The sequence below is a fragment of the Neobacillus sp. CF12 genome (assembly GCF_030348765.1).
GTDB lineage: Bacteria > Bacillota > Bacilli > Bacillales > Cytobacillaceae > Neobacillus.
In genome coordinates this window covers 4143623-4166649 of record NZ_JAUCEU010000007.1, presented here as the reverse complement: position 1 = coordinate 4166649, position 23027 = coordinate 4143623, and the positions used below count along the sequence as shown (strand labels likewise).

At 37.1% G+C, this 23027-nt stretch carries 18 protein-coding genes and 1 pseudogene; 5 read left to right on the top strand and 14 right to left on the bottom strand.

Features of this window, described 5'->3' with window-relative positions; translation table 11 throughout:
* Window positions 1-206 precede the first annotated feature (206 nt).
* From QUG14_RS19820 to QUG14_RS19810, 3 genes are read right to left on the bottom strand one after another with little or no spacing between them, the layout of a single operon-like run.
* Entirely contained in the window at window positions 207-971 is a 765-nt protein-coding gene (locus QUG14_RS19820) for a tyrosine-protein phosphatase (RefSeq protein WP_289342160.1), read from the bottom strand.
* Window positions 972-1019: 48 nt separating this feature from the next.
* The gene (locus QUG14_RS19815; protein ID WP_289342159.1) at window positions 1020-1727 is read right to left on the bottom strand and encodes a CpsD/CapB family tyrosine-protein kinase; all 708 of its coding nucleotides are present in this window, start codon (window positions 1725-1727) and stop codon (window positions 1020-1022) included.
* On the bottom strand, window positions 1717-2466 hold the full coding sequence (locus tag QUG14_RS19810) for a YveK family protein (RefSeq protein ID WP_289342158.1): 750 nt from the start codon (window positions 2464-2466) through the stop codon (window positions 1717-1719). Before QUG14_RS19810 ends, QUG14_RS19815 begins: the two co-directional genes overlap by 11 nt.
* Before the next feature lie 463 nt (window positions 2467-2929).
* Between QUG14_RS19810 and QUG14_RS19805 the strand changes: the two genes are divergently transcribed.
* Window positions 2930-3694 (top strand): SGNH/GDSL hydrolase family protein, encoded by a 765-nt coding sequence (locus tag QUG14_RS19805; protein WP_289342157.1) that lies wholly within the window; start codon window positions 2930-2932, stop codon window positions 3692-3694.
* Between the two features lie 38 nt (window positions 3695-3732).
* On the opposite strand, the gene QUG14_RS19800 is transcribed toward QUG14_RS19805, so the two are convergent.
* On the bottom strand, window positions 3733-3879 hold the full coding sequence (locus QUG14_RS19800; RefSeq protein ID WP_289342156.1) for a YwzD family small protein: 147 nt from the start codon (window positions 3877-3879) through the stop codon (window positions 3733-3735).
* A gap of 212 nt (window positions 3880-4091) precedes the next feature.
* On the opposite strand from QUG14_RS19800, the gene tagU reads away from it, so the two are divergent.
* A complete protein-coding gene (gene tagU / locus QUG14_RS19795) occupies window positions 4092-5030 on the top strand; it encodes a polyisoprenyl-teichoic acid--peptidoglycan teichoic acid transferase TagU (protein ID WP_289342155.1) in 939 nt (312 codons plus the stop codon).
* Window positions 5031-5115: 85 nt separating this feature from the next.
* On the opposite strand, the gene tagH is transcribed toward tagU, so the two are convergent.
* Entirely contained in the window at window positions 5116-6744 is a 1629-nt protein-coding gene (gene tagH, locus QUG14_RS19790) for a teichoic acids export ABC transporter ATP-binding subunit TagH (protein WP_289342154.1), read from the bottom strand.
* 234 nt (window positions 6745-6978) lie between these two features.
* Here tagH and galU point away from each other — a divergent pair, with 234 nt between their 5' ends.
* Window positions 6979-7863: a UTP--glucose-1-phosphate uridylyltransferase GalU gene (galU, locus tag QUG14_RS19785; protein ID WP_289342153.1), complete on the top strand. Its 885-nt coding sequence runs from the start codon at window positions 6979-6981 to the stop codon at window positions 7861-7863.
* A gap of 90 nt (window positions 7864-7953) precedes the next feature.
* Window positions 7954-9558: a right-handed parallel beta-helix repeat-containing protein gene (locus QUG14_RS19780; RefSeq protein WP_289342152.1), complete on the top strand. Its 1605-nt coding sequence runs from the start codon at window positions 7954-7956 to the stop codon at window positions 9556-9558.
* A gap of 67 nt (window positions 9559-9625) precedes the next feature.
* Here QUG14_RS19780 and QUG14_RS19775 read toward each other — a convergent pair whose 3' ends face one another.
* The 9 genes and pseudogenes from QUG14_RS19775 to QUG14_RS19735 all read right to left on the bottom strand — a co-directional run bounded on the left by QUG14_RS19775 (window position 9626) and on the right by QUG14_RS19735 (window position 22114).
* A complete protein-coding gene (locus QUG14_RS19775; RefSeq protein WP_289342151.1) occupies window positions 9626-9916 on the bottom strand; it encodes a hypothetical protein in 291 nt (96 codons plus the stop codon).
* A 586-nt stretch (window positions 9917-10502) separates the two neighbouring features.
* A complete protein-coding gene (locus QUG14_RS19770) occupies window positions 10503-11519 on the bottom strand; it encodes an NAD(P)H-dependent glycerol-3-phosphate dehydrogenase (RefSeq protein ID WP_289342150.1) in 1017 nt (338 codons plus the stop codon).
* Between the two features lie 27 nt (window positions 11520-11546).
* Window positions 11547-13640 (bottom strand): DUF6270 domain-containing protein, encoded by a 2094-nt coding sequence (locus tag QUG14_RS19765; protein ID WP_289342149.1) that lies wholly within the window; start codon window positions 13638-13640, stop codon window positions 11547-11549.
* Between the two features lie 27 nt (window positions 13641-13667).
* Window positions 13668-14849, bottom strand: coding sequence for a glycosyltransferase family 4 protein (locus QUG14_RS19760; RefSeq protein ID WP_289342148.1), 1182 nt, complete (start codon window positions 14847-14849; stop codon window positions 13668-13670).
* 302 nt (window positions 14850-15151) lie between these two features.
* Window positions 15152-18034, bottom strand: a complete 2883-nt coding sequence (locus tag QUG14_RS19755; RefSeq protein WP_289342147.1) for a CDP-glycerol glycerophosphotransferase family protein — start codon at window positions 18032-18034, stop codon at window positions 15152-15154.
* A 267-nt stretch (window positions 18035-18301) separates the two neighbouring features.
* A complete protein-coding gene (gene tagD / locus QUG14_RS19750; RefSeq protein WP_289342146.1) occupies window positions 18302-18694 on the bottom strand; it encodes a glycerol-3-phosphate cytidylyltransferase in 393 nt (130 codons plus the stop codon).
* Between the two features lie 160 nt (window positions 18695-18854).
* Window positions 18855-19661: an ABC transporter permease gene (locus tag QUG14_RS19745; protein WP_289342145.1), complete on the bottom strand. Its 807-nt coding sequence runs from the start codon at window positions 19659-19661 to the stop codon at window positions 18855-18857.
* Window positions 19658-20824, bottom strand: a pseudogene (locus QUG14_RS19740) (CDP-glycerol glycerophosphotransferase family protein); the annotation flags it as partial. The gene QUG14_RS19745 and the pseudogene QUG14_RS19740, both read right to left, overlap by 4 nt.
* Before the next feature lie 66 nt (window positions 20825-20890).
* A complete protein-coding gene (locus QUG14_RS19735; protein WP_289342144.1) occupies window positions 20891-22114 on the bottom strand; it encodes a CDP-glycerol glycerophosphotransferase family protein in 1224 nt (407 codons plus the stop codon).
* Window positions 22115-22287: 173 nt separating this feature from the next.
* Between QUG14_RS19735 and QUG14_RS19730 the strand changes: the two genes are divergently transcribed.
* Entirely contained in the window at window positions 22288-23013 is a 726-nt protein-coding gene (locus tag QUG14_RS19730; protein ID WP_289342143.1) for a WecB/TagA/CpsF family glycosyltransferase, read from the top strand.
* Window positions 23014-23027 lie beyond the last annotated feature (14 nt).

Below are 23027 nucleotides of genomic sequence, written 5' to 3'. Positions count from 1 at the left end.
GTTAAAGTGAAATTTTTGACAAAAAAATATAAATATCTAATGGAAACTCAGTTGAAGCTTCATCTGGCCTTTCATTAGATATTTATTATTTTTCATCTTTATTTTTTGTGTAAACCCAAGATTAACGAAAGAGGAACTGGCAGTTTAGATTTAATTGGGTTATGGAAAATAGTAAACCGCAAGCACTCTTCGGATTTATCATTGGGTTAGAATATTTTAAATAATTTTTTCCTTTTAATGTGTTCCGGTTCTTCCTTGAAGACATGTTTACCTTCAATAACTAATGAAGAGTTTTCTTCAAACATGTATACGATATCACTACCGTACTTCTTTCCAATGACAGCTAAAGCTTCTCTCATTTTAAAAGATCGACTTGTGATATTATGCGCATCAGATGCAATAAAGTGAGTTAGGTTTGCTTCAATTAATTGTAATGAAAAATTCTTTATTTTTTTTCCAAAGTCTCCAGATATACTTGAAGCTGTAACTTGCGTCAATGCACCCTTTTTTACTAACTGATATAGCAAATCCGATCGTTCAATAATTTCCTGATTACGTTCTGGGTGAACAATCACAGGGATGAGACCCTTAGTCTGCAAGTCATAAAACAACTTTTCTGTATACCTTGGCACATGGTTCGATGGAAATTCAACTAACACATAAGGTGTATGATTCACAGGAAGAATTTCTCCCATTTCAAATCCTTGAAGCATTTCCCCATAAATCCGTACTTCCTGCCCCGGTATAACCTCTAAATCTACCTTTTCTAAACGTAAAGCTTCATTTAGTTCTTTCACTCTATCAATAATCTCTTGTTTAGGATTTTCATAGCGGCTATTCTTATGGTGCGGAGATGCCACAATGGTATGAATCCCTTGTTCAACAGCCTTCTTTGCCATTCCTATACTATCAGAAAGAGACTGTGCCCCATCATCGACAGCTGGCAATATATGACAATGTATATCAATCATGGAAACAACACTCTCTTTCTAATAAAATATAGATTACTTTTTAACAGATTATCCTTTTGTTCCATAATAATAGTAATAATCATTACTCTTCATTTCTTTATTATTCAGAACCACACCTAACAACTTACTTTGTGCATTCTCGAGCAATTCTTTTGCCTTTTTAGCAGCATCTATTTCAGTTTTCCCGCTGGAGATAACAAAAACTGAACCGTCTACTTTATTTGCAAGTATTTGTGGATCTGCAACCGCTAAAAGTGGTGGTGTATCAAAGATGACATAATCAAATAATTCCTGTGCATCTACAATGAATTGTTCCATTGATTTTGAGCTCAAAAGTTCAGCTGGGTTCGGTGGAACTGGTCCACTTGTTAATATATATAAATCCTTCTCTTCTGTTTCAATAACTGTTTTTTCAAGCGTTGCTTGCTTTGTTAGGACAGTTGTAAAACCGAATAAATTATTGACTCCGAATGTACGATGAGCAGTTGGTTTACGAAGATCCGCATCCACAAGTAATACTTTTTTCCCTAGTTGGGCAAAAACGACCGCTAGGTTTGCTGCTGAAGTTGACTTTCCTTCCCCAGGACCTGAAGAAGTAACCATTATTGTCTTAATTTCTTTATCAATAGAAGAAAATTGAATATTCGTCCGAATGGTTCGGTATTGTTCAGCAATCGGAGACTTCGGATCTAGTGATGCTATAAGCTTTCTAGCAGGATCTGTTGTTCTCACCATTTTATTTTTCTTAAAAGCCAATCGTCTCACCTCTTCCCGCAGATCTGCTGCTTGCCTTACGTTTTTTCAACTCTTCCATTTTTTTATCATCAATGGTTGCAATGACACCCAAGATTGGAAGACCTAATATCTTTTCAATATCCTGTTCATTTTTGACCGTGTTGTCAAAGTACTCAAGTAAGAACGCAAGTCCGATACTAGCCATAAGACCAACAACAATCGCAATGGCCACATTTAAAAGTGGTTGTGGTTTAATAGGTGATTGATTTTCTTCAACCGTTGCTTTTGCAAAAACTCTTACATTATCCACGTTCATAAGGTTCACTATTTCTGTTTGAAAAACTTCTGCTGTTTTATTGGCAATTTTCGCTGCTAATTCTGCGTTTGAATCTTGTACCGATATATTTACAACCTGAGAATCCTGTTCGCTGGCCACAGTAATTTTTCCCTCTAATTGTTTAGAGGTCATATCCAAGTCAAGTTCATCCACGACTTTGTCTAAAATCGCTGAACTTTTAATTATTACATTGTAGGTATTAATTAATTGAAGATTTGTTTGAACCTCACTAGGACTGTAAAATGACTGTTCACTCTTTGCCTGGTTGACGAGAATTTGTGCCGAAGTTTGATAGATTGGGGTTAGGAAAAAGTAACTAACGACTCCACTTACTAGTCCAAAAGTAATGGTAATGAGTATAATCATAATGAGACGCTTCTTTAACGTCTCTAGTAACTCTTTTAAATTGATTGTTTCTTCCATAATGTCCTCCTGTTTGTTGTTCATTTGAAAACACAAAAAGTATTATACCATGTGACACTGTCGAACATTGTCACTTTGTGACGAGCGGTGAATATTTATTTCAACCTTTGTCATTCTAGCACGATTTTTGTAACAAATGTTTTTATTATGCTTTTGGAAAAATTATTACAAACCTCTTTAGTACTCGTCAAAGGTTTGTCTGAATTTGTGAACTACCTATCCAATAATAACATATAATTTGTAAAATTTTGTAGTTTTTTTGTAAATGCCAGAAACTTCTACATGTGACATAATTCCTAATGCACTGAGAAAACAATAGCAAAAAATAGTCCATTTATCATAGATAATCATTGAAATATTATTGTTATTTGTCAATAATGTAATATTTTTGTAAAAAGAATCCATTTTCCATATAAAATTTTGCTATACTAGATAGAAGAAATGGCATTTGGGGGTATATAGCATGAAGTATTTACTTACAGCATTATGGACAATAATTTGTATAGGCGTACTTGCTTACAGTCATATTACTTGGAATAAGCAAACATCCGTACAGGCTGTTGTATCTGAACCTACACCAACAGTGGAGCAAGATTCTAATGAGTTAAACGTTGATGATAAGTACTTGGAATTGGCCGCCAATTGGCCTGAATCTGCCAAGGAACAACTTAAGCTTTCATTGAAAGACAGCACTCCTTTTAATATTCTCTTTGTCGGGTCCTCTGCACTTCAATGGGGGGAAGAGGTTACTACAAGTTTAAATGAAAGTTTCGGCAGTGATCGTATTACCACTGAGGTTCATACATATGATTTAACATCTAACGACTTTATTGCAGAAAATAAACAAATCGAGCTCGCAGCAAAAAAAGCACAACTGATTGTTATCGAGCCATTTTTATTGAATGATAACGGTGAGTTTACAATCGATGAATCCTTAGCCAACTTAACGAAAATAATAGAAGATATTAAGGTTGAAAGCCCAGACTCTACCTTTATCCTGCAGCCTTCCTACCCAATTTATCTTCCTAAGTATTATGCCACACAAGTGCAGGCTTTAAAGGACTATGCCGTGGCCAATAATCTTACTTATCTTGATCACTGGACCGCTTGGCCAGCTACTGACAATAGTGAAATTAAGAATTACTTAATCGAAGGACAAAACGGTCCGAACGAGCAGGGCACTCAAGTATGGACACAGTTCCTTGTTGAATACTTTGTCAAAAAATAAGGCAAACTAGCAATACGCTAGTTTGCCTTTCTTCTATATTATTGAACCTTCATTTTTCTCAGGTCGATTTTCAAATCCTCAATTAGTTTTGCAACGGTAACGCCGTTATCATTTACGCCACGATCATACGCCTTTTTGACAATATCAAAGAATTCATTTTCTTCTTTGTCATTCTTACTCCCCATTCGGCAATATTCTCCTTTCTTCTGGTATCTTTTTGCCTATTCTACTAAACTTCTCAAATTTTGTAAATAATTTGTAGCTAATGTAAGATAGAAATATTCTGAAACTTGTGAATATCATTCTGGTAAAAACTTTCTTCTATCTATTTACCTATATTTTTGGTATTCTATTTTCTAGGCGTAAAAAAATGTCATTTTTTCGGAGGTACTCTCAAATGAGATCTAATAATAAAAAGGGTAAGAAGTGGTTAAAGGTTACTGGAATCATTCTTCTTGCCTTATTGATTGCAGGTGGAGCTTATGGCTACACTGTCTATAATTCTTTCAGAAACGCTGTTGACACGATGCACGAGCCTGTTGAACGAAAAACAGAAAAACGGGAAGAACCTGTTGAACTTGTCGAAAAAGAGCCATTTTCGGTGTTAATGCTTGGTACTGACGCTAAGAATGATAAAGGTCGTACCGACACGATTATCGTATTAACGGTTAATCCAACAAATAATTCCGTTAAGATGCTAAGCATCCCACGTGATACACGAACTGAAATCGTTGGAAAAGGATTTGACGATAAAATTAACCATGCACATGCTTTTGGCGGTGTGGAAATGGCGATGGATACCGTTGAAAACTTCCTTGATATCCCGATAGATTATTATATGAAAGTGAATATGGAAGGTTTCGAAGATATCGTTAATGCCGTTGGTGGAGTTACTGTCACAAATAATCTTGATTTTTCTTATGGTGGAGTCCATTTCCCTGTTGGTGAAATTAAATTAACCGGTGAGGAAGCATTACCTTACGTTAGAATGCGTAAGGAAGATCCTAACGGTGACTTTGGCCGTAACACAAGACAGCGCCAAGTCATTCAAGCTGTTATTAAAGAAGGTGCAAGTATCTCAAGCTTAACTAACTTCTCCGATATCTTTAAAGCAATTGGAACAAACGTCAAAACAAACCTAACTTTTGACCAAATGGTTGATATTCAAAAGAATTACAAAACAGCTGGCAGCAATATTCAACAAATGGAAATTAAGGGTAAAGGCACTAAAATCGATGGAATATATTATTTACAAATTCCACAAGATGAACAGCTTCGTGTTCAAAATGAGTTAAAAGCACAATTAGAACTTACCAATACAACAGCGAGTAACTAATCGTAAACAGGTCCAACTCTTCTATGGAGTTGGATTTTTGTTTCTTTAATTATAAAAAAGACTCTAAACCAATTTGGCTTAGAGTCTATAGATTATTATTTTCTTGAACAACCTGTTTTACTGTCAGCGAAGTAAATGCACCATTTTGGCTCGTTAATACTAAGTCATAGTTTTTACCATGATATAAATAGGTATTTTCCTCATGCTGCAGGGTTGGTTCTCCAACGAGAGCGAAAAGACTTTCCTCCGCGATGCCACCTAGATTAAATTGCAACTGATTCGCCTTGTTATTTCCATCATAAACGATCTCCATATCATCCAGTTGTTCTGCTTCCGTTATCTCCTGTAAACTTTTACCCATTACTCCTAAGGATTCTGAAAGCCCATCAAGCTCAATCAATTCTTCTATCGATGCCATAAATTTTTCTTCATCAATTGGTGTTCCAACCTTTGTTACTAAATTTTCACTAATCCAGGCATCCTGCCCTGAAGGCAACTTGAATTTAAGCCATTGGAAGTCACCTTCCGGGTCTTTTAAGGTTTCCTCTACGATAATTGGATCCCCGAAATACATCATGGTAATTTTGGTGCTTGTGGATAAATTGGGAGCGTCCCTAACAAAACCCGCTTCGATATGTACATACCTAAGATCCTTTTCTGGCACCGTTGTTTCTTCCACAGGTTCAACAGGTGGGGCTTTTACCGGTTGTTCCTCCTCCTGTTTCGCCACTGATACTTTTTCTTCGGGTTCGAAGAACGAATTTATATGATTCCAATTTCCGTATAGTGCGCCTGCTGTCACAAACAGAACGAGAACTAAAAACGAGCGAAAGATGTTTAATTTAAATTTCTTCTTTGGCTTTTTTCGCGCTTTCTCGGTTCTTGAAGGTCCCATGCTTTTATCGGTTGGAATGGGCGCATGTTGAAGCACGCTTCTTTTTTCCATCACTTGTCGGTTGAATTGTTTCTTTTCTTCTTTCGACATTTTGTTGTATTCTTGAATGAACTTCTCATATTGTGGAACAACCTCTTCGATTGGTCCATAGGCTCTAATTTCTCCTGCCTCCAACCAAAGCGCCTTATGGCAAAATTCCTTCACCTGGCTGATTGAGTGACTAATAAAGAAGATCGTCTTCCCTCTTTCTTTAAAAGAGTTCATTTTATCTAGGCATTTTTGTGCGAAGATTTTATCTCCCACTGATAAAGCTTCATCGATTACGAGGATATCCGGATCAATATTTACTGAGATGGCAAATCCTAGTCTGGACTTCATTCCGCTTGAGTATTTTTTAACAGGCTGGTCGATAAACTCACCTATGTCTGCAAAATCAATAATCTCCGGCATTAAACTTTCAATTTCCTGCTTTTTAAAGCCCAACATTAAGCACTTTAGCTCAATGTTCTCTCTCCCAGACAACTCATTATTCAAACCGGCTCCAATCGAAATAAGCGCCGCATCCCCATTTATTTTCACACTGCCAGAAGTCGGCGGAATTACCCCTGAAATCAAATTAGAAATGGTCGATTTACCAGCTCCATTGACACCGATAATCCCAATGATATCTCCCTTTTGTGCTTCAAAATTAATATTTTGCAATGCATAAAAGTCTTTTCCGTACCCGCTAGGCAACGCTAAATCCAATAATTTATCCGAAGTCTTCTTATACATCTTGTATTTTTTTGTCACGTTTTTTAAAACAACTGAAGCACTCATGTAATCTCCTTACTTCAAAACGAATTGTACTTATTATTTACTGTGATCTACCCAAATAATCAAAGGGAAAATAAAGACCATCTAGGACATAATACCATAAAATCATTCCTATCCTTAAAATGTCAGAATAGTATTAACAATAATCTGTTGTATAATATTTACATGCTTTCAATATAAGCATTTGTGTAAACTACTTATATGAACGTAAAAAAGGATAAGGGCGGGACTAGTTAAATGAAAAAAGTACGTAAAGCGATTATTCCAGCAGCAGGTTTAGGAACACGATTTTTACCTGCTACGAAAGCAATGCCAAAGGAAATGCTACCCATTGTCGATAAACCAACGATTCAATATATTGTGGAAGAAGCTGTTGCTTCAGGAATCGAAGATATCATTATCGTTACCGGTAAATCAAAAAGAGCCATTGAAGATCACTTTGACTTTGCTTCTGAACTTGAGGCAAACTTATTAGAAAAAGGAAAAACGGATTTACTGAACAAAGTGCAATACTCCTCTAACTTAGCTGACATTCACTATATCCGTCAAAAAGAACCAAAAGGACTTGGACATGCTGTCTGGTGTGCTCGTAATTTCATTGGCGATGAGCCTTTTGCGGTTCTCTTAGGTGACGATATTGTCCAAAGCAATACCCCTTGCCTGCGCCAATTAATTGACGAACATGAATCTACTCACTCATCGGTGATTGGTGTTCAACAGGTTCCTGATAACGAAACACATCGTTATGGAATTATTGACCCTCTCATTCAAACAGGGCGCCGCTATCAAGTAAATAACTTTGTCGAAAAACCAAAACCAGGAACGGCTCCATCTAACTTAGCGATTATGGGCCGTTATGTCCTAACACCAGAAATCTTTATGTTCTTAGATAACCCAGAGACCGGTGCTGGCGGTGAAATCCAACTAACCGATGCGATTCAGAAACTAAATAGCATTCAACGCGTCTTTGCCTATGACTTTGAAGGACAGCGTTATGATGTTGGAGAAAAGATTGGCTTTGTCAAAACGACAATCGAATTTGCCTTACAAGATGAAGAATTGCACGATGATGTATTAGCTTTCATACACGAGTTACTTGAAAAAGAAGCTGTTTTGAAGTAAGCTGCATACTTGTCCCCTATTATTAGGGGATTTTTTATTTTTATTGTGCTATGGTAAATCAATAAGGAAAGAGTAAAGGAAGTCTTATTTATGCTTCAGATTCAACAACATAAAAAACCGCTGCTCATGGTTGCTGGAATCATAGTGATTCTTTTGGTAGTAGGGTTTTATTTTACCAGGGAAGAGCCCGATAGGAAAATTGATGTAAGTGAGTATGGTACGATTGGCGATGGTATTCACAATGATACAGCAGCTATCCAAAAGGCTTTAGACGCTGCCAAGCAAGGTCAAGGGCACATTCAAGTTGTGGTGCCTAAAGGAACATATAAACTAACCCAAACACTAAGAATTTATCAGGATACACATTTGTTGCTGAAAGACGGTGTAGTGTTCCTTCGCAGCCATGATGATTCGATGTTGGTGAATGGTGACCCTGGGGATATGTATGAAGGGTACAACGGAAATGGCAATATCACCATTGAAGGAGGAGTCTGGGACGGGAATGTTCTCGAATATCCAGATGCTTTCAATGCGATAGGGATTGCCCGGGCTGAGAATGTTACGATTCGAAATATTGAAGTAAGAGATGTAGCCGATGATCACGGTATTGATTTAAACTCCTCGAAAAATGTTCTTATTGAAAACAGTAGATTTGTTGGGTTCCTAGATACCAGTGCGGATCACTCTCGCTATTTTTCTGAAGCTATTCAAGTGTCCGAACATACCAAGCTTGGATTTAGTCAAATTGGAGAATTTGATGGGACTCCTAACGAAAATGTAACGATTCGCAATTGCTATTTCGGGGCAAGTGGAACCAAGGGCACGACGGCATGGCCAGTTGGCATTGGGAGTCATGGGTCGGTGCATGACCAATTCAATTCTGACATCACCCTTTCCAATAATACATTTGATGGGATGACGTTTGTCGGGATTCGGATATTTAAATGGAAGGACACCACGATTCAGGATAATTCCTTTTTACGATCCGCACGCGGGATTGCTTTCTCAAACCCCTCGGGAAAGGGAGAGTCCTCCAAGAATGCTGACGGAGTTCAAACCTCTCTCCCTCAATCAGGGAGCAATGTGCTGATCACAGGGAATACCTTTGAAGATATATCTCGCGAAATGATTTATGCAGTCGGGTGGCCTACCAAAAAAGAGGAATCGAAAATAGAGTCGATCGAGATTCGTGATAATCGCTTTAACAATCAACTAGGTGAACATCAGCGACCTGCGATATTCCTAAGTTGGGTTAACGACGTTGATATTAGCAATAATACAATCAACAATGCCTATAAAGGAATGGAGTTAGCTTTTGTGAGTGATGGTAAGGTTTCTGATAATCATTTTGAGGATATTACGTCTACCGTGATACAGTCCTCGGAACCTGATCGTAGCTATCAACTCCAAGGCTATACCACCGGGTTAACCTTTACGAAAAATACCCTTTCTCGTTTTGGAAAAGATGGAATCTCACTTCAAAATACTACAGATTTTATGATTGAGGATAATATCCTTAATGCTGCTGGCAGCAAGGATTCTAGTCATGTTATTGAGATTGGGGCTCATTCCAAGTCGGGGCAAATCACCGGCAATACGTTTGTCTCGCGGATTGGGCAGGATCTAACAAAAGTTTTTCTATCAAGGCCAGATCAAGATGTTGAAATCTCAGGAAACAAAAGCAAGATAAAATAAAAAGCCGATATCATCGGGGGGTGGGTTCTCCCTCCTTGATATCAGCTTCTTCTTTTTATATCGTCCATCAGTTCATTCCACTGATCCATAAATTAACTTCTTGCAATAAAATCTGTTCAACCTCTTCACTTTTCTCGCGAATGACTGGGTTCTCCATTGCCTCTTCAGAAGTATATATATTCTTAAGAATCATTTCAGAACCATCATCATAAACTACTGCATTAATAATGACTAAATCCTCTTTATCTGTTCCTTCTTCATCATTCCAGCCTTGTAACTTATTCTCAAAGAACGGTAGCCCTTCTTCCGTCATACCCGCTATTAAAATCGTATTTTCTGTATATAACCAATTTTTCATTGAAATGGCCTCCTTGGTTTCCGTATGATTTCTATTATTAAAGTAATAGAAACACCGAGTTATACCGGATAACGATTTCTTGCTATATCATTATGTTACACTCAGTTGATTAACGGATTGTTGGGTTCTTGTAAAGTATAAGTAAATTTTTATTATGTTTTTGTAAATTACTAGTATTGCTTGAGTCCATTATAACAGATAACCACCCTTTTGTTAACGCTTTCAAACATGTATATAGTGATAATTATGTTACATTTTTACATTAGTCTGCCAAAGGCAGATCTTTGATGACCAACCTTTTAGAAAAAGCAATTGCAATGGCGTTATCCGGCTCTATGATTCCCCTTCACCCTCAAAATACCAACCAGCGGGCACTAATAGACCTCTATGATTCCCTTCCACCCTCAAATTACTTGCCATCGGGCACTAATAACCCCCTATGATTCCCCTCCGCCCTCAATTTACTCGGCGACGGGCACTAATCAATCTCTCCGCAACCTCAAAATCCACAATTACCTTTTTTATATAAAAAAAGCCCATCAGGTATTTTAGCTCCTAGAAACTAATATCCTGAAGGGAATTTTGTTTATGTTAAGGTGACTGGGATTTCATCTTTCCCAGTTCTATTCATCAAGAGATCCACTGCATCTTTTGCACATTTGCCATTATGGACTACATTGTAGATGGCGTTTGTGATTGGCATGTCCACTTTTAATTTTTTTGCCAAATGATAGGCTGCTTCAGCGGTTCGAACCCCTTCAACAATCATCCCCATACTCTCGAGAACTTCGTCTAGGTTATGACCTTTCCCTAATAGGTTCCCTGCACGCCAGTTACGGCTGTGTACGCTTGTACAAGTGACAATTAAGTCTCCTACCCCTGTTAAGCCAATAAACGTGAGGGGATCTGCACCCATGGCATATCCAAGCCTTGTGATTTCAGCGATTCCTCTGGTGATTAAGGCTGCTTTGGCGTTATCCCCATAGCCAAGACCATCACTAATTCCTGCACCTAAGGCAATGATATTTTTTAACGCTCCGCCTAATTCTACTCCAAGTACATCTGAGTTGGTATACACACGGAAATAGGAGTTCATAAATAACTGTTGTACTGCCTCAGCTGCTTCCATATTTTTTGAAGCAGCGGTAACCGTAGTCGGGTGACGCAGCGCCACCTCTTCTGCATGGCTCGGACCTGACAATACAACAATATCTTTAATCAGATTTTTAGGCATATCCTCTTCAATGATTTCAGAGAGCCTCATACCGGTCTCAGGTTCGATTCCTTTGCTGGCATGAATGATCGTTAATGGTGTGTCGGCTATCTCCCGGATACGCTGTAACACCTCACGAATGGCTTTGGTTGGAACCACCAGAAGAATGGTATTTACTTGATCCAGCGCTTCCTTTAGAGACGTATATCCCTTAATGCCTTCAGGGAGCTGAATCGATGGGAGATAGCTTTCATTTGTATGCTTTTCGTTGATTTCGTCGATGGATTTAGGTGAATTCCCCCAAATTCTGACTTCATGTTCATTATCAGCAAGCACCATTGATAAGGCTGTACCCCAACTTCCTGCACCGATGACCGTTATCTTTTCCATATTATCAACCCCCATTTAGCAAGAAAATTATTTAACGATTTTTACTTCTTTTTGTAGGTCCTGTAAGACCATTTTATTTAGTCGATTCATAAATTCTTTGTAATATCCGGATTGATAATGAGAGAATGTGTTTCCAAATGGATGATCATGTTGACCAATATAAGGTGTGTCTCGTAAATTCATGACTTTACATCCAGGAATATTTTGCATAAATGTTGCATTAAGCTTATCCCAGAAGTAATTATTTCTCTGTATCACATGTTCCCTTGGGAAATTCTTGATAGATCCATCCGTATCTTTATACCGATAGGTGAATCCGCCCATATTCAAAATGATACGTTCCTCTGGGAAGTATTCTTTAATTTTCTCCGTAAACTTACTCATATACTTTGTCCAAAGTTCAAAGTATTGATCGTTGTTATGATGGGTGATGACTTCATATTCAACAAAGTTCTTAAAGTATTTACTTTGTCTTAATGCAAGACTGGCACTTACAAAGGTTTCTTCATCAATTTTGATCACATCTCGACAAGCATCCGCATATAGATCGACAATGAGGTAATCAGGCTTGGTTTGTTCTAACAGCTCAAAGAAGTTCTTCTCAAAATCGTTCACGATAAACTGCTTATTATAATCTGAAACATCATCAAGCTTATCAACATCTAACGTAAAAGGATTCGCCATAATGCTAATTAACGAAGAATGGAACTGTGTCATAGCAACGGAATAATTCTTCTTATAACCTGGGTTGAAATAACTTTGTGAATTGAACGGATTACGGCTGAAGCACGAGCCCAAAACCGCCACCTTAACTGCATCCTTTTGGTTCTTATTCGAATCAATAAAATAGAAGGAATACGTGCCTTGTCCATTAATATATGGTTTAAATTTATATAACGGATTCGTTTCTAAAACTTCATAAGCTATTGTCTGCTTTTGCAGCTCAATGGTTGGAGTAACCATTACGTCCATCGTTCTTCCAGCAAGTGTCGTTACACGGATAAAAATATCCCAAACATCGCTATGTCGTATGACCTCATCTTTGAAAGTTTCAGAAAGTGAGAGGTCCGCTTTAAAGTAATTATTTAGAAGTTGCAAGGGAATAACCTTTTCCGTAAAATATTGAGATTCTCTCCCTACTACAAATCGCTTTTTAAAAACTAAGAATGATTCCAATTCATTTAAATTTAGAACCTCATATTCTCCAGAGGAGATGACTCCTTCGACATTGAGTTGATTATTTTCGAATTGGAGAGCTGTAAAGCTTGCGTTAATTTCATTGGACCGAATAAATAAAGCAAAATTGTTCTTGCCTGTGACATAGGGTTTGATTCTAAACAAGTCATTATGCGTAAAGTTAAAATATGAGAAGTTATATAAAGATTTCTTGTTATTCGCTGCCATCAAAGGCATTTCGACGCTAAGTCCCGCTTCGCAAATGACTTCGAGGAACACATCCCAAACCACGTTCTTCTTTAATACTTCGTTCTCGAATAACGCATTTAAGTCTATTGAAAAATCAGCCGGATTTGTCCCAGCCACAGGTTCAAAGGTTTTCGTCTCATAGTATTCAAAAAGTTTTTCTTGCTCTCTTTTCTTAATTAAAAGCTTGATCCGATAGTTTTCCCATTCATCAGCAGAGATAGCTCCGCTTGATACTTGAACGGAAAGAGCAAAAACACCTTGAACAAAAGAAGCAAAAGCGGCTTCACTTGTAATACTGTTCTGAAGCGCGTAAAATGATACCCCTTTTTCACCAGTGACATAAGGTTTTACTTTAAACAACTTATTTTCTAGTACGACATAATCTTTAGCCGTAAAGTTAAGTGTGTTAGCTACTTCTAACTTGATATAGGTATCTTCCACCAATAAAAATAGATCCCAAATATACTCATTTTGAATCGGAATTCCACGGAAAAGCTCATTCATACCCTTTTCGAAGCTAAACTGCTGCCCTTCGAGATCGAGTGAAAAGTGAAACTCTTCGGGGTACTCTAATCCATGTTCTACTTCCCTTCTTCTCAAACACAAAGAAGTCGAATCAGTCAATTCAGCTTCCGCTCTACCATTTAGGGTAAAAACCCCGTTATTAAAATCCATCTCTATAACGATTGCCTTCATTCACTATACCCCCAAATATGAATACTGTTACTTTATTTTTACACTACTGGAAATTTCATTAATGGTTTCCTTCCAAATTTCACCTATGTTTTGAATCTCGTATCTCTTTACATTCTCAATCCCTTTTTGGGCGAACCTTTTTCGTTTTTCCTCTTTGCCCATTAATTCCATCAACGAATTAGCAAATTCCTCTATATTGCCATCCTCTACTAGGATACCATCTACATTATGATCAATAATTTCACTCGGTCCTTTTGGACAGTCAAAGCTGACAACCGGAACACCACATTGCATCGCCTCAATAATAACCATCCCAAAGCCTTCGAAACGAGAACTCAAAGCATAAATGGAAGCTTTCGAAAGTTCGACATCAATATGCTGCGTAGGACCCATGAGGATGACATGATTATAAAGCTTGTTTTTTTCAATGAGGTTTTCAAGATTTTCTTTTTCACGGCCGCCGCCAAAGATTTTCAACTTCCAATCCGGATACTGCTCGTTGACAATTTTGAATGCCTCGATTAATAAATCAAAGCCCTTCTGAGGCACTAATCGGCCAGCGGCAATCACTGTTTTCGATTCCAAAGAAGAAACAACCCCTTGTAATTGCGGAATCGAGTTGGTAATCTTCTTTACCTTTACTTTGCGGCCCGGTCCTTCCAGCAGCTTTTTGTAGTCTTCTGTATCTTCATCGGTTAACGTAGCCAAATAATCTAGATGAATGTAATGTTTTAGAATTGATTCTTTTAACCGATCTGGATAAATCGAGAAATTCAGATGCTCCTGACCAATGACGGCGACACCTTTGTTTTTAAACTTACTAGCAAAGATATTAAAACTTGGGCGCGTCGTGACTAATATACCTGAATCGATTGTCTTTAAATAATTGTACATTTTGATATCTGTTAAAACCGAAAAGAAATGAAACCCCTCATCATCTGGATGGATCAACCTGCTTTTCATTTTTGCTAGCCTATTGGCCATCTTTGTTTTTCTGCTGGTATCGTCTTTCCTTCTACTCACCACATCGTGCAGAACAATTACTTTGATTCGTGGATCAATCTCAAAGAACGGTACCTTCCGATAACGAAATACACTAATGATTTCAATGTCGTATCCTGACTGCGCCAGATAGTTCGTTACATTTAATACAGTCCGAACCGTTCCGCCCATTCCGTATATATCAAAAACTAAGAAACGAATCTTCACACTATCTCTCCTTTCCTGCACTACTTCTACCTTCATCTATTCACGATCCAGGTAATAATAGTTACCGCTGGCTCTGTTTTTTCACGGTGACGAGCACGAATAGCCTCTATTCGTTACCGCTAGCCACGTTTTTGCACCTTGGCGGGCACGAATAGCCCTCTATGATTCCCTTCGACCCTCTAAATTCACGTCGACAGGCACCAATATCACTCACTAATTACCAATTACCTCTTTTTTCAACTTCCACGAGCACCAATAGCCTCTATTAGTTATCGCTAACCCATTTCTTCACTCGCCCATTATTATTGCTTCTTAAATACAGCCTCTATCGTCCGCTTGGCTGCATTTCCGTCTTCCCAATGACAGAATTTCTCTTTGAAATTCTGATATCTCTCTGTGTATACGCTCTGAATTCTTTCGATGTTTTCGATCGAATGAAAGAGCTGTTCGTCTTTCAAAACAATTGGCCCTGGTGCTTCCTTTTGGAAGTCGAAATAAAATCCACGGACTTGGGATCCATATCGAGATAGATCGTAGGTGAAGAAGATAATCGGCCTATCTAGGTTTGCATAATCAAACATAACCGATGAATAATCGGTGATCAGTACATCCGAAATTAGGTACAGCTCTTGTATATCGTCATAGCTCGATAAATTATAGACAAAGTTTTCATACCCTTGAATTTTGATTCGGCTCGCATCCCGGTAATGCAGTCTGAGAATCAATACATGGTCATCCCCAAACCGTTCCTTAAACGTATCCAAGTCAAATTTAAACTCGTATGGCTTATGTTGATTTCCATTATGGAAGTCATAGTCTCTCCAGGTAGGAGCATAGAGAATGACCTTTTTATCAGTCGGGATATTTAGTTTTTTCTTAATCAGATCTGCTTCAGTTTTCAGGTTTCCTTTATAGAAAATATCATTCCTAGGATAACCCACATCTAACATTTCTTTTTTAAAGCAAAATGCTCTTTGTAAGATTTTAGATGTATACTCATTTGGTCCAATTAAATAATCCCATCTTTCATTTCGCTTTATCAGCGCAGGAGATGTATTTTCGGCATAGGATGGTGAGTTTGGATCAATATCAAACCCAAGCTTCTTTAACGGTGTACCGTGCCATGTTTGTAAATGAACCGTGCCTTCACGCTTTTGATAAAAATCAGGGAAGTTCCCGTTATTCACAAAGAATTTACCGATGGCCATATAATAGTAATATTTAAGAGAATTTGGTCTAACAATGATCGGATTGCCCGGTAAGTCCGACTTAAGATTGTTCAGTACCCAAACCGACTTCATCTCGAGACCCTCAGCAAGTATTTCTTCGTAAATATACTTTGGACTATCCGAATAACTCTTTCCATGAAAACTTTGGAAAATAGCCGTCTTCCTGTTAATCGGTAATAACTTGTTGCAAACTCGATAAAGGAGTTTTCCCCATTGGGCTACCTTATTCTTGTATTTAGGATTCTGTTTCAGTTGATCCTCAAACGTTACGATTACTTTTGCGGGATCAATATTCATCGTAAACGGTACAATCCCATCTACTAAGTCAATTTCACATGCGATTAAATCAAAATTAATATCGCGAAGAAGCTCATCACTACTCCCTAGTAAGCCCTCTGCCGCTAAATCTACAGTAGCAGTGAAGTTAAACTCTAGCTTTGTTTTCCCTGTTTTCTCTAACGTCCAGGTAACTGGCAGTACATATTTCGCACCGTACAGTCCTTTCATCGTCACATGACCCTTTGTCACACTTGGAAAATCTGCATTCGGAGGCTGAATGTTTAACTTGCCCGCTATTGTTAAGATACCGTTCTCGATTAGCACCTTGTCGATTGATTTTGTCGCTAGATAATCACGTGACCAAATCGCCACTTCTTCATGCAAGGTATAGTATGGTTTTATAACAAACAATTTCCCCTCTTGATCGGCGGCCAGCTGCTGTGGAATCGTAATGAGTTTTTGTTTATTCGGTATCCCGTCTAAGCGAGTGACGAGGCGATATAAATTATTCTCCACTCGAATATACAAATCCCAAATTCCATCTGTAAACAAGCCTTTTTCTAGCATTTCTTTTATCACAAATGTATGAGAGAAAATGAACTGATTTAAGTTCAACTTGATTTCATACTCTTCTTTTGTATCTCTTTTATTAATCACCAGATTACAATGGTCTAACGATTGCCACTTATCTTCATTTGTCGTAATCAATCGACCATTAAGGATGATTTCGCCGTTATCGGAATAAATGGTATCGACTTCTGCTTGAATTTCATCTCTAGTGACAAGAACCGAAAGGCTATCGTCCTTTTTATCCTGATTAAGAAAGATTTTTTTAATGCCTTCAGGTGTTTGGATAGAGGCATTTTTATTAAAAATCATCGTAGTCGGAATCACAATGGGCAGGGTAATACTCGATGTTTCATGCTCAATTTTCATCAACAGCTTTGTTGATTTTCCATTGGTTATTCCAAAGTTGTTCTCTTGAAAATCAAGTTCAATTTCAAATCCAGTCCAATCGTAGTTCATTCCTGCTTGTCCATAAAAGGCCGTTATATCTTCACGAATACTATTTTCGAGAGGTAGCTCTTTTTCACTGTTTTTCCCTGAACGGAATAAAAGTGATTTTTTCACGTCTGTTACCTTGTTCACATTCCAAGAAGGTACTAGGAAGAAACCATTTAGCTTTAAGGTTCCATTTTCTTCAAGGATGATATTTTCGATTTTCAGATTCGCTTTACTCACTTCACATTTAAAGGATAGATTCCCCTTAATCGTTGAATAGGGAATAAACGATTTATTCGTACTTTGGATAAAGTACGGTGGAACATCTATCGATTCACTCAATTTATCTTTTATGCGGATTTGCTCTGTTTTTCCACCTTTTTCGATTAGGAGATAGGCATCCCAAATTCCCTTGCCAAAGGCATTAAGATGTTGATGGATAGGAATTTCACTATTCCATAAACTGCTACTCTCGCCCTTCCCATTCCCTGCCACAGGGAATTTTAACTCTTGCTTCGATGTTCTTTCTGATAAAAGGAAAGACATTTTTCCTTTCGAGTCCTCTATGTAATCAAATTTCAAAACAACCTTTAATTTGCCATCCTGATACGTTAAGTCATATAAGGAACAATCCACTTGTTCTGTCGGATGCCAAAACAGCTCTAAAACCTTCATGCCGCACCTCTCATCATTTTGTTAATTTTAGTATATGCAACTTACTCTAATAGACTCGATGCTGTAGTTCGCTGAAATCCCACTATTTATACAGCATCGAAGGGTATGGAAAAAATTGTATGTCTTCCTTTCAATAAAAAAAGGGCAATTTATCAAACTTTTTATTGCCGTAAGGCGTAAAAAGTTTGACTCATTGTCCCTAGCCATAAATCATCATTTAGCAAAAGATGACCCTACTTATGAAATGTTATTTCAGGCAATTTGAACTTATTTAGCAACTAATAATTCTTTTTTGATTTTCGTTGTTGAAATTCCTACTGTTCTCGGTAAGTAGATTACTTCACAATGATCTTCTAAGAAATCAAACTTTCCTTCCCAATCGTCACCCATAACGAAAACATCAATATCATGTTTTTGAACGTCTTGAATCTTTTGCTCCCATGTGTTCTCTGGGATTACTTCATCCACATAACGGATAGCTTCTAAAATCATTTTTCTATTTTCAAAACTATGGTATGCTTTTTTATTCTTGATTGCATTAAACTCATCTGTTGAAATCGCGACAACTAGGTAATCTCCTAATTCCTTTGCGCGTTGTAGTAAGTTGATATGTCCCCAATGAAGTAAATCAAATGTACCATACGTAAGAACTTTTTTCATGATTTCCTCTCCCCCCGTTACGTTTCTATGTCTTTTTTTCTCTATTAAAAAAATATATTTTTAAATGGTTGTTTTTTTTCACAAAATTAATTATAACATACATCGTTTTGACAAACTACTGGAAATTCCGACGGCATCTCTGTTTTTTTCTTCCAATAGATTATAAAAAGTCAACAAAACGCTGTCTAAACTTCATGTGCAGCGTTGAACCGATTAGTAATAATAGAAAGATCAATCCCCAAAAATAAAGAGTATAGAGAGGATTTTCGATAAAATACCAATTCGTTCCCAACAAGGCCGAACGATAACCTTCAATAATATAGTACACGGGATTAATCTTTAATGCATTGTTAATTACTTCCGGTAACTTTTCAGTCGTCCAAAGTATCGGCGTTAAATACAATAACACACGAACCACTGCTTGGACAACCATCTGTACATCACGAATAATCGTAGATAAAGTGGAAGTAATCAACGAAATCGATAGTAATAATAACATATTGGCTACTATGAAATAGGGCAGTTGTAAAAAGTAGAGTGAAGGCAGGTATCCGGAAAATGCTAATATAATCATCGCAATCCCTACTAGGATCAGGTGTTGATAGAACAACGACATGATAACATAACTAGGAATGACACTCATCGGAAAGTTCATTTTTGCGATAATTTTAATTCTGGAATAAATAGATTTCGACCCTTGGAGCAAAGCCTGCGAAATAAAAAACCAAACGGTGATTCCAGAAATCAGCCATGGTAGAAAGGAGACTCCGCCTACTTTCTCTCCCCCCCTAATTCCATAACCAAATACAAACCAATAAATACTGATTAAAATCAGCGGGTTCAACACTTCCCAAAATATCCCCAAATAATGATTACTATTACTACTCTTCAATTCAAATAGCGATAAGCGGATAATTAAATAAAAGTTGGTAACATTGTCTTTAATAATTTGAAATAATGATTTCATTCTGCTGCCCTTTCTAAAAAAACACTTTTTACTACTCTCTCCGTTGAAATTCCTTTTTCAAGACTGCAGAACTTCTCATGGAATGTATGAATGGAGTCTGACGGTTGGAAATCTAATTTTTCTAGCTGTTTAATGTTCTCAATTAATTGTTGAGTTGTTTTCACTAAAGGCCCTGGCGCATTTTTTTCAAAATCGAAATAAAATCCTCTCAGTTTATCTCGATAGTTTTCAATATCGTAAGTAAAAAATAGGATCGGACGCTTTAGGCATAAATAGTCAAAAAACACAGATGAGTAATCTGTGATTAAGAGATCACTGATTAAATAAAGTTCGCGTGTATCCTGATAGGTAGAAAAATCATAGGCAAACCCCTGATATTCCGATATATCTAGTTTATTGGCGATTAAATAATGCATTCGAAGTAAGACGACATATTCCTCACCCAGATCACTTTGGAATTGTTTAAGGTCTAAATGCAAGGTGAATTTGTAGCGCCCTTTTTCAAAATACTCATTATCACGCCAGGTAGGGGCATAAAGGATGATTTTCTTATCTAACGGTATTCCAAGCTTGTCCTTTAGTTTCCGAATATGATCACCGTTGTTGAGGTTCATTAAATCGTCATTCCGCGGATATCCAGTTTCTAAGATTTTTTTATCAAATTTAAATGCACTTCTAAAAATATCAGTAGAATAGGAATTCGCTGAAACTAAATAATCCCAATTTCGCGTTTCTTTAATGAAATTTTCTTTATACGATTGGGTGGTTGTTCCTGGCATATGTACTTCATCCATGTCCGCAGCTAGTTTCTTTAATGGAGTTCCATGCCATGTTTGTAAAAAGATAGTATGATTTGGCTTTTGAATCCAATAAGGCATTCTCGTATTACTAACCCAATATTTTGCTCGCGGCATGTTCAATAACCATTTGATTGAAAAGCGATTGATGTATGGAATGTTTAATTCTTGAAAGGTTTCATTGTATTTCTTATCAATACTCCAATACAATTGATACTCCGGGTGATTTTTTCGTAAATATTCATATATCGCCCGTGGATTATCACTATATTGCTTCCCCAAGAAACTCTCAAACATCACTAACTTCTTCTTAGCAGGCAATAAACCAAGAATATTAAATACCATATAATATAGTTTTTTTATGATTAAACCTGGGTTCAATAAACCCTTCAAAGACTTACTCAATATAATGCCTCCATCTAGGTGACTTGTTTATTGGCTGACAATATATCGAACAAACTCTGCTGAGGAATGACCGGTAGAATATTGATTCCACTTGCTAGAGAATTGACAAACCAAATCAAGATTAAATTTATTATTCAGGATTAATGAAATGACTGTGTCACTATCATATGCGATAGGACCTGGAACTTCTTGCTGATAGTTTTCAATGACGCCTCGATCCTTTTGATACAAAGTTAAATCATACGGGTAAAAAATCATCGGTCTTTTTAATAAGGCATATTCAAATGGAATCGACGAATAATCCGTGATTAAATAATCCACATTGACCAATAATTCATTTATTCCTTGATGTGATGAAAAGTCATAGACAAAACCAGGATAACTTTCTGCATAATTAGTCTTAGTTTGAACGGCAGGATGCAATTTTATGATTAAAATAAAGTCTTGCTTCAAGCTCTTATACATATTATCGATGTCGAGTTGGATTTGATAATTCGCAAGTTGTGTATCACGAAATGTAGGTGCATACAGAATTACTTTTTTACCCTTAACAGCTGGGTACTTTTGAATAAACTCTTTTCTCAGTTGTTCCTGCTTCTGTAGGTCATAAAATAAATCCGTTCTAGGAATCCCTGTACGTAAGAAGTTTGTTTGAGGGACATCAAACGCTTCAGTAAAAATGTTCGCCATGCTTTCTGAACCAATAATAATCTTATCAAACTTCGAGTATACCTTTCTAAACCTTTTTAAAGCGATATTCCTTCTATGTACAATCGATTGATCTTGTAAACCGAATTTTTTAAATGCACCTGCTGCATGCCACAGTTGTATACATTGTACATTTTTTTTGAATTGAATGGTTGATAAAAAGGCAAAGTAATTATCAATCAGAATGATTCTGGAAGTGGCCAAATGGTAAATAGACCTTAACCAGTTCAGTAAATGCCGCGATTCAAAAGGGATTATTGTGGCTTGATTAAATTTATTTTTCATATCTTTGTACAACGTCGGTTTGCATAACACCACAATGTCAAATGGTGCCTTTTGCCTCAGCAATTCCTGATAGATAAAAAATGCATTCTCTTCAAAAGATATCACAAAGATGAGCTTATTTTTTTGTGGTGACAATTTGCATACACTAAATACAACTTTGAAAAGTAGTAAATAACCTATTTTTAAAATTTCTTTAAGTGTTTGAACCTGTACTAAACTTTTAGAGGATTTCAGCCTATTTGTTAGAAATTTCTTCATCTCTTTTTTCACCCTAATAAACGGGCGCTCCCTCCTCTTTCTAGACTACGCTTCCCTTTTAAAGTGTAGTATTATATGGTAAAATGTCAATAATCTTTCGGAATTTGTAAAAATATGTAGATTATTGTTGTAATTTAAACACATCATAATTGGATTGATTAGGGGATTGTTGCATGCTTAAATTTGAAGAAGTATTGGGTTATCAATTTGTAAATGATGATATGGGTGCGTTGGTCAGGGATGTCGATTCCAGAATTACTCGGGCTCAAAAAACATTCATCGTTACCGCTAATCCAGAAATTATTACCTATGCACATTCCCATGACTTCTATGATGAGGTTCTTAGGAAATCCGATTATATTACTCCGGATGGTGTCGGAATCATCATGGCTTCCAAAATGGTTGGTACACCCCTTAAGGAACGGCTTACAGGATTTGACCTAATGGAAAATCTGCTGCAATTATCTCATCAAAAAAAATACAGCATCTATTTCTTAGGAACCAAACCAAATGTAATTGACTTAACGGTAGCGAATATCAAACATAAATACCCGAATATTCGCATTGCTGGTTTTCATCATGGCTACTTTGATGAAGAGGATACCTCTATCATAGACGAAATTAAGCAAACCCGTCCGGATATCGTCTTGGTCGGACTTGGTTTTCCTAAACAAGAAAAGTGGATTGCCGATCATCTTCCTCAGTTTCAAAAAGGAATTTTCATCGGTGTAGGTGGTTGCTTTAATATTTGGGCAGGCATTATTAAGCGTGCTCCTAAAGTTTGGCGCGACCTAAACTTAGAGTGGTTTTATCGCCTAATTACCCAACCAGCCAGATCCAAAAGAATGATCGCCCTCCCAATCTTTATTAAACGCGTACTTCGGAAAGAATTTAAATAACGTATAGATAAAAA

What these genes read in the sequence shown, in the direction of transcription:
- QUG14_RS19820 (WP_289342160.1), bottom strand. Translation starts at nt 971, where the DNA reads ATGATTGATATACATTGTCATATATTGCCAGCTGTCGATGATGGGGCA.
- QUG14_RS19810 (WP_289342158.1), bottom strand. Translation starts at nt 2,466, where the DNA reads ATGGAAGAAACAATCAATTTAAAAGAGTTACTAGAGACGTTAAAGAAG.
- QUG14_RS19805 (WP_289342157.1), top strand. Translation starts at nt 2,930, where the DNA reads ATGAAGTATTTACTTACAGCATTATGGACAATAATTTGTATAGGCGTA.
- QUG14_RS19800 (WP_289342156.1), bottom strand. Translation starts at nt 3,879, where the DNA reads ATGGGGAGTAAGAATGACAAAGAAGAAAATGAATTCTTTGATATTGTC.
- tagU (WP_289342155.1), top strand. Translation starts at nt 4,092, where the DNA reads ATGAGATCTAATAATAAAAAGGGTAAGAAGTGGTTAAAGGTTACTGGA.
- tagH (WP_289342154.1), bottom strand. Translation starts at nt 6,744, where the DNA reads ATGAGTGCTTCAGTTGTTTTAAAAAACGTGACAAAAAAATACAAGATG.
- galU (WP_289342153.1), top strand. Translation starts at nt 6,979, where the DNA reads ATGAAAAAAGTACGTAAAGCGATTATTCCAGCAGCAGGTTTAGGAACA.
- QUG14_RS19780 (WP_289342152.1), top strand. Translation starts at nt 7,954, where the DNA reads ATGCTTCAGATTCAACAACATAAAAAACCGCTGCTCATGGTTGCTGGA.
- QUG14_RS19775 (WP_289342151.1), bottom strand. Translation starts at nt 9,916, where the DNA reads ATGAAAAATTGGTTATATACAGAAAATACGATTTTAATAGCGGGTATG.
- QUG14_RS19770 (WP_289342150.1), bottom strand. Translation starts at nt 11,519, where the DNA reads ATGGAAAAGATAACGGTCATCGGTGCAGGAAGTTGGGGTACAGCCTTA.
- QUG14_RS19765 (WP_289342149.1), bottom strand. Translation starts at nt 13,640, where the DNA reads ATGAAGGCAATCGTTATAGAGATGGATTTTAATAACGGGGTTTTTACC.
- QUG14_RS19755 (WP_289342147.1), bottom strand. Translation starts at nt 18,034, where the DNA reads ATGAAGGTTTTAGAGCTGTTTTGGCATCCGACAGAACAAGTGGATTGT.
- tagD (WP_289342146.1), bottom strand. Translation starts at nt 18,694, where the DNA reads ATGAAAAAAGTTCTTACGTATGGTACATTTGATTTACTTCATTGGGGA.
- QUG14_RS19745 (WP_289342145.1), bottom strand. Translation starts at nt 19,661, where the DNA reads ATGAAATCATTATTTCAAATTATTAAAGACAATGTTACCAACTTTTAT.
- QUG14_RS19735 (WP_289342144.1), bottom strand. Translation starts at nt 22,114, where the DNA reads ATGAAGAAATTTCTAACAAATAGGCTGAAATCCTCTAAAAGTTTAGTA.
- QUG14_RS19730 (WP_289342143.1), top strand. Translation starts at nt 22,288, where the DNA reads ATGCTTAAATTTGAAGAAGTATTGGGTTATCAATTTGTAAATGATGAT.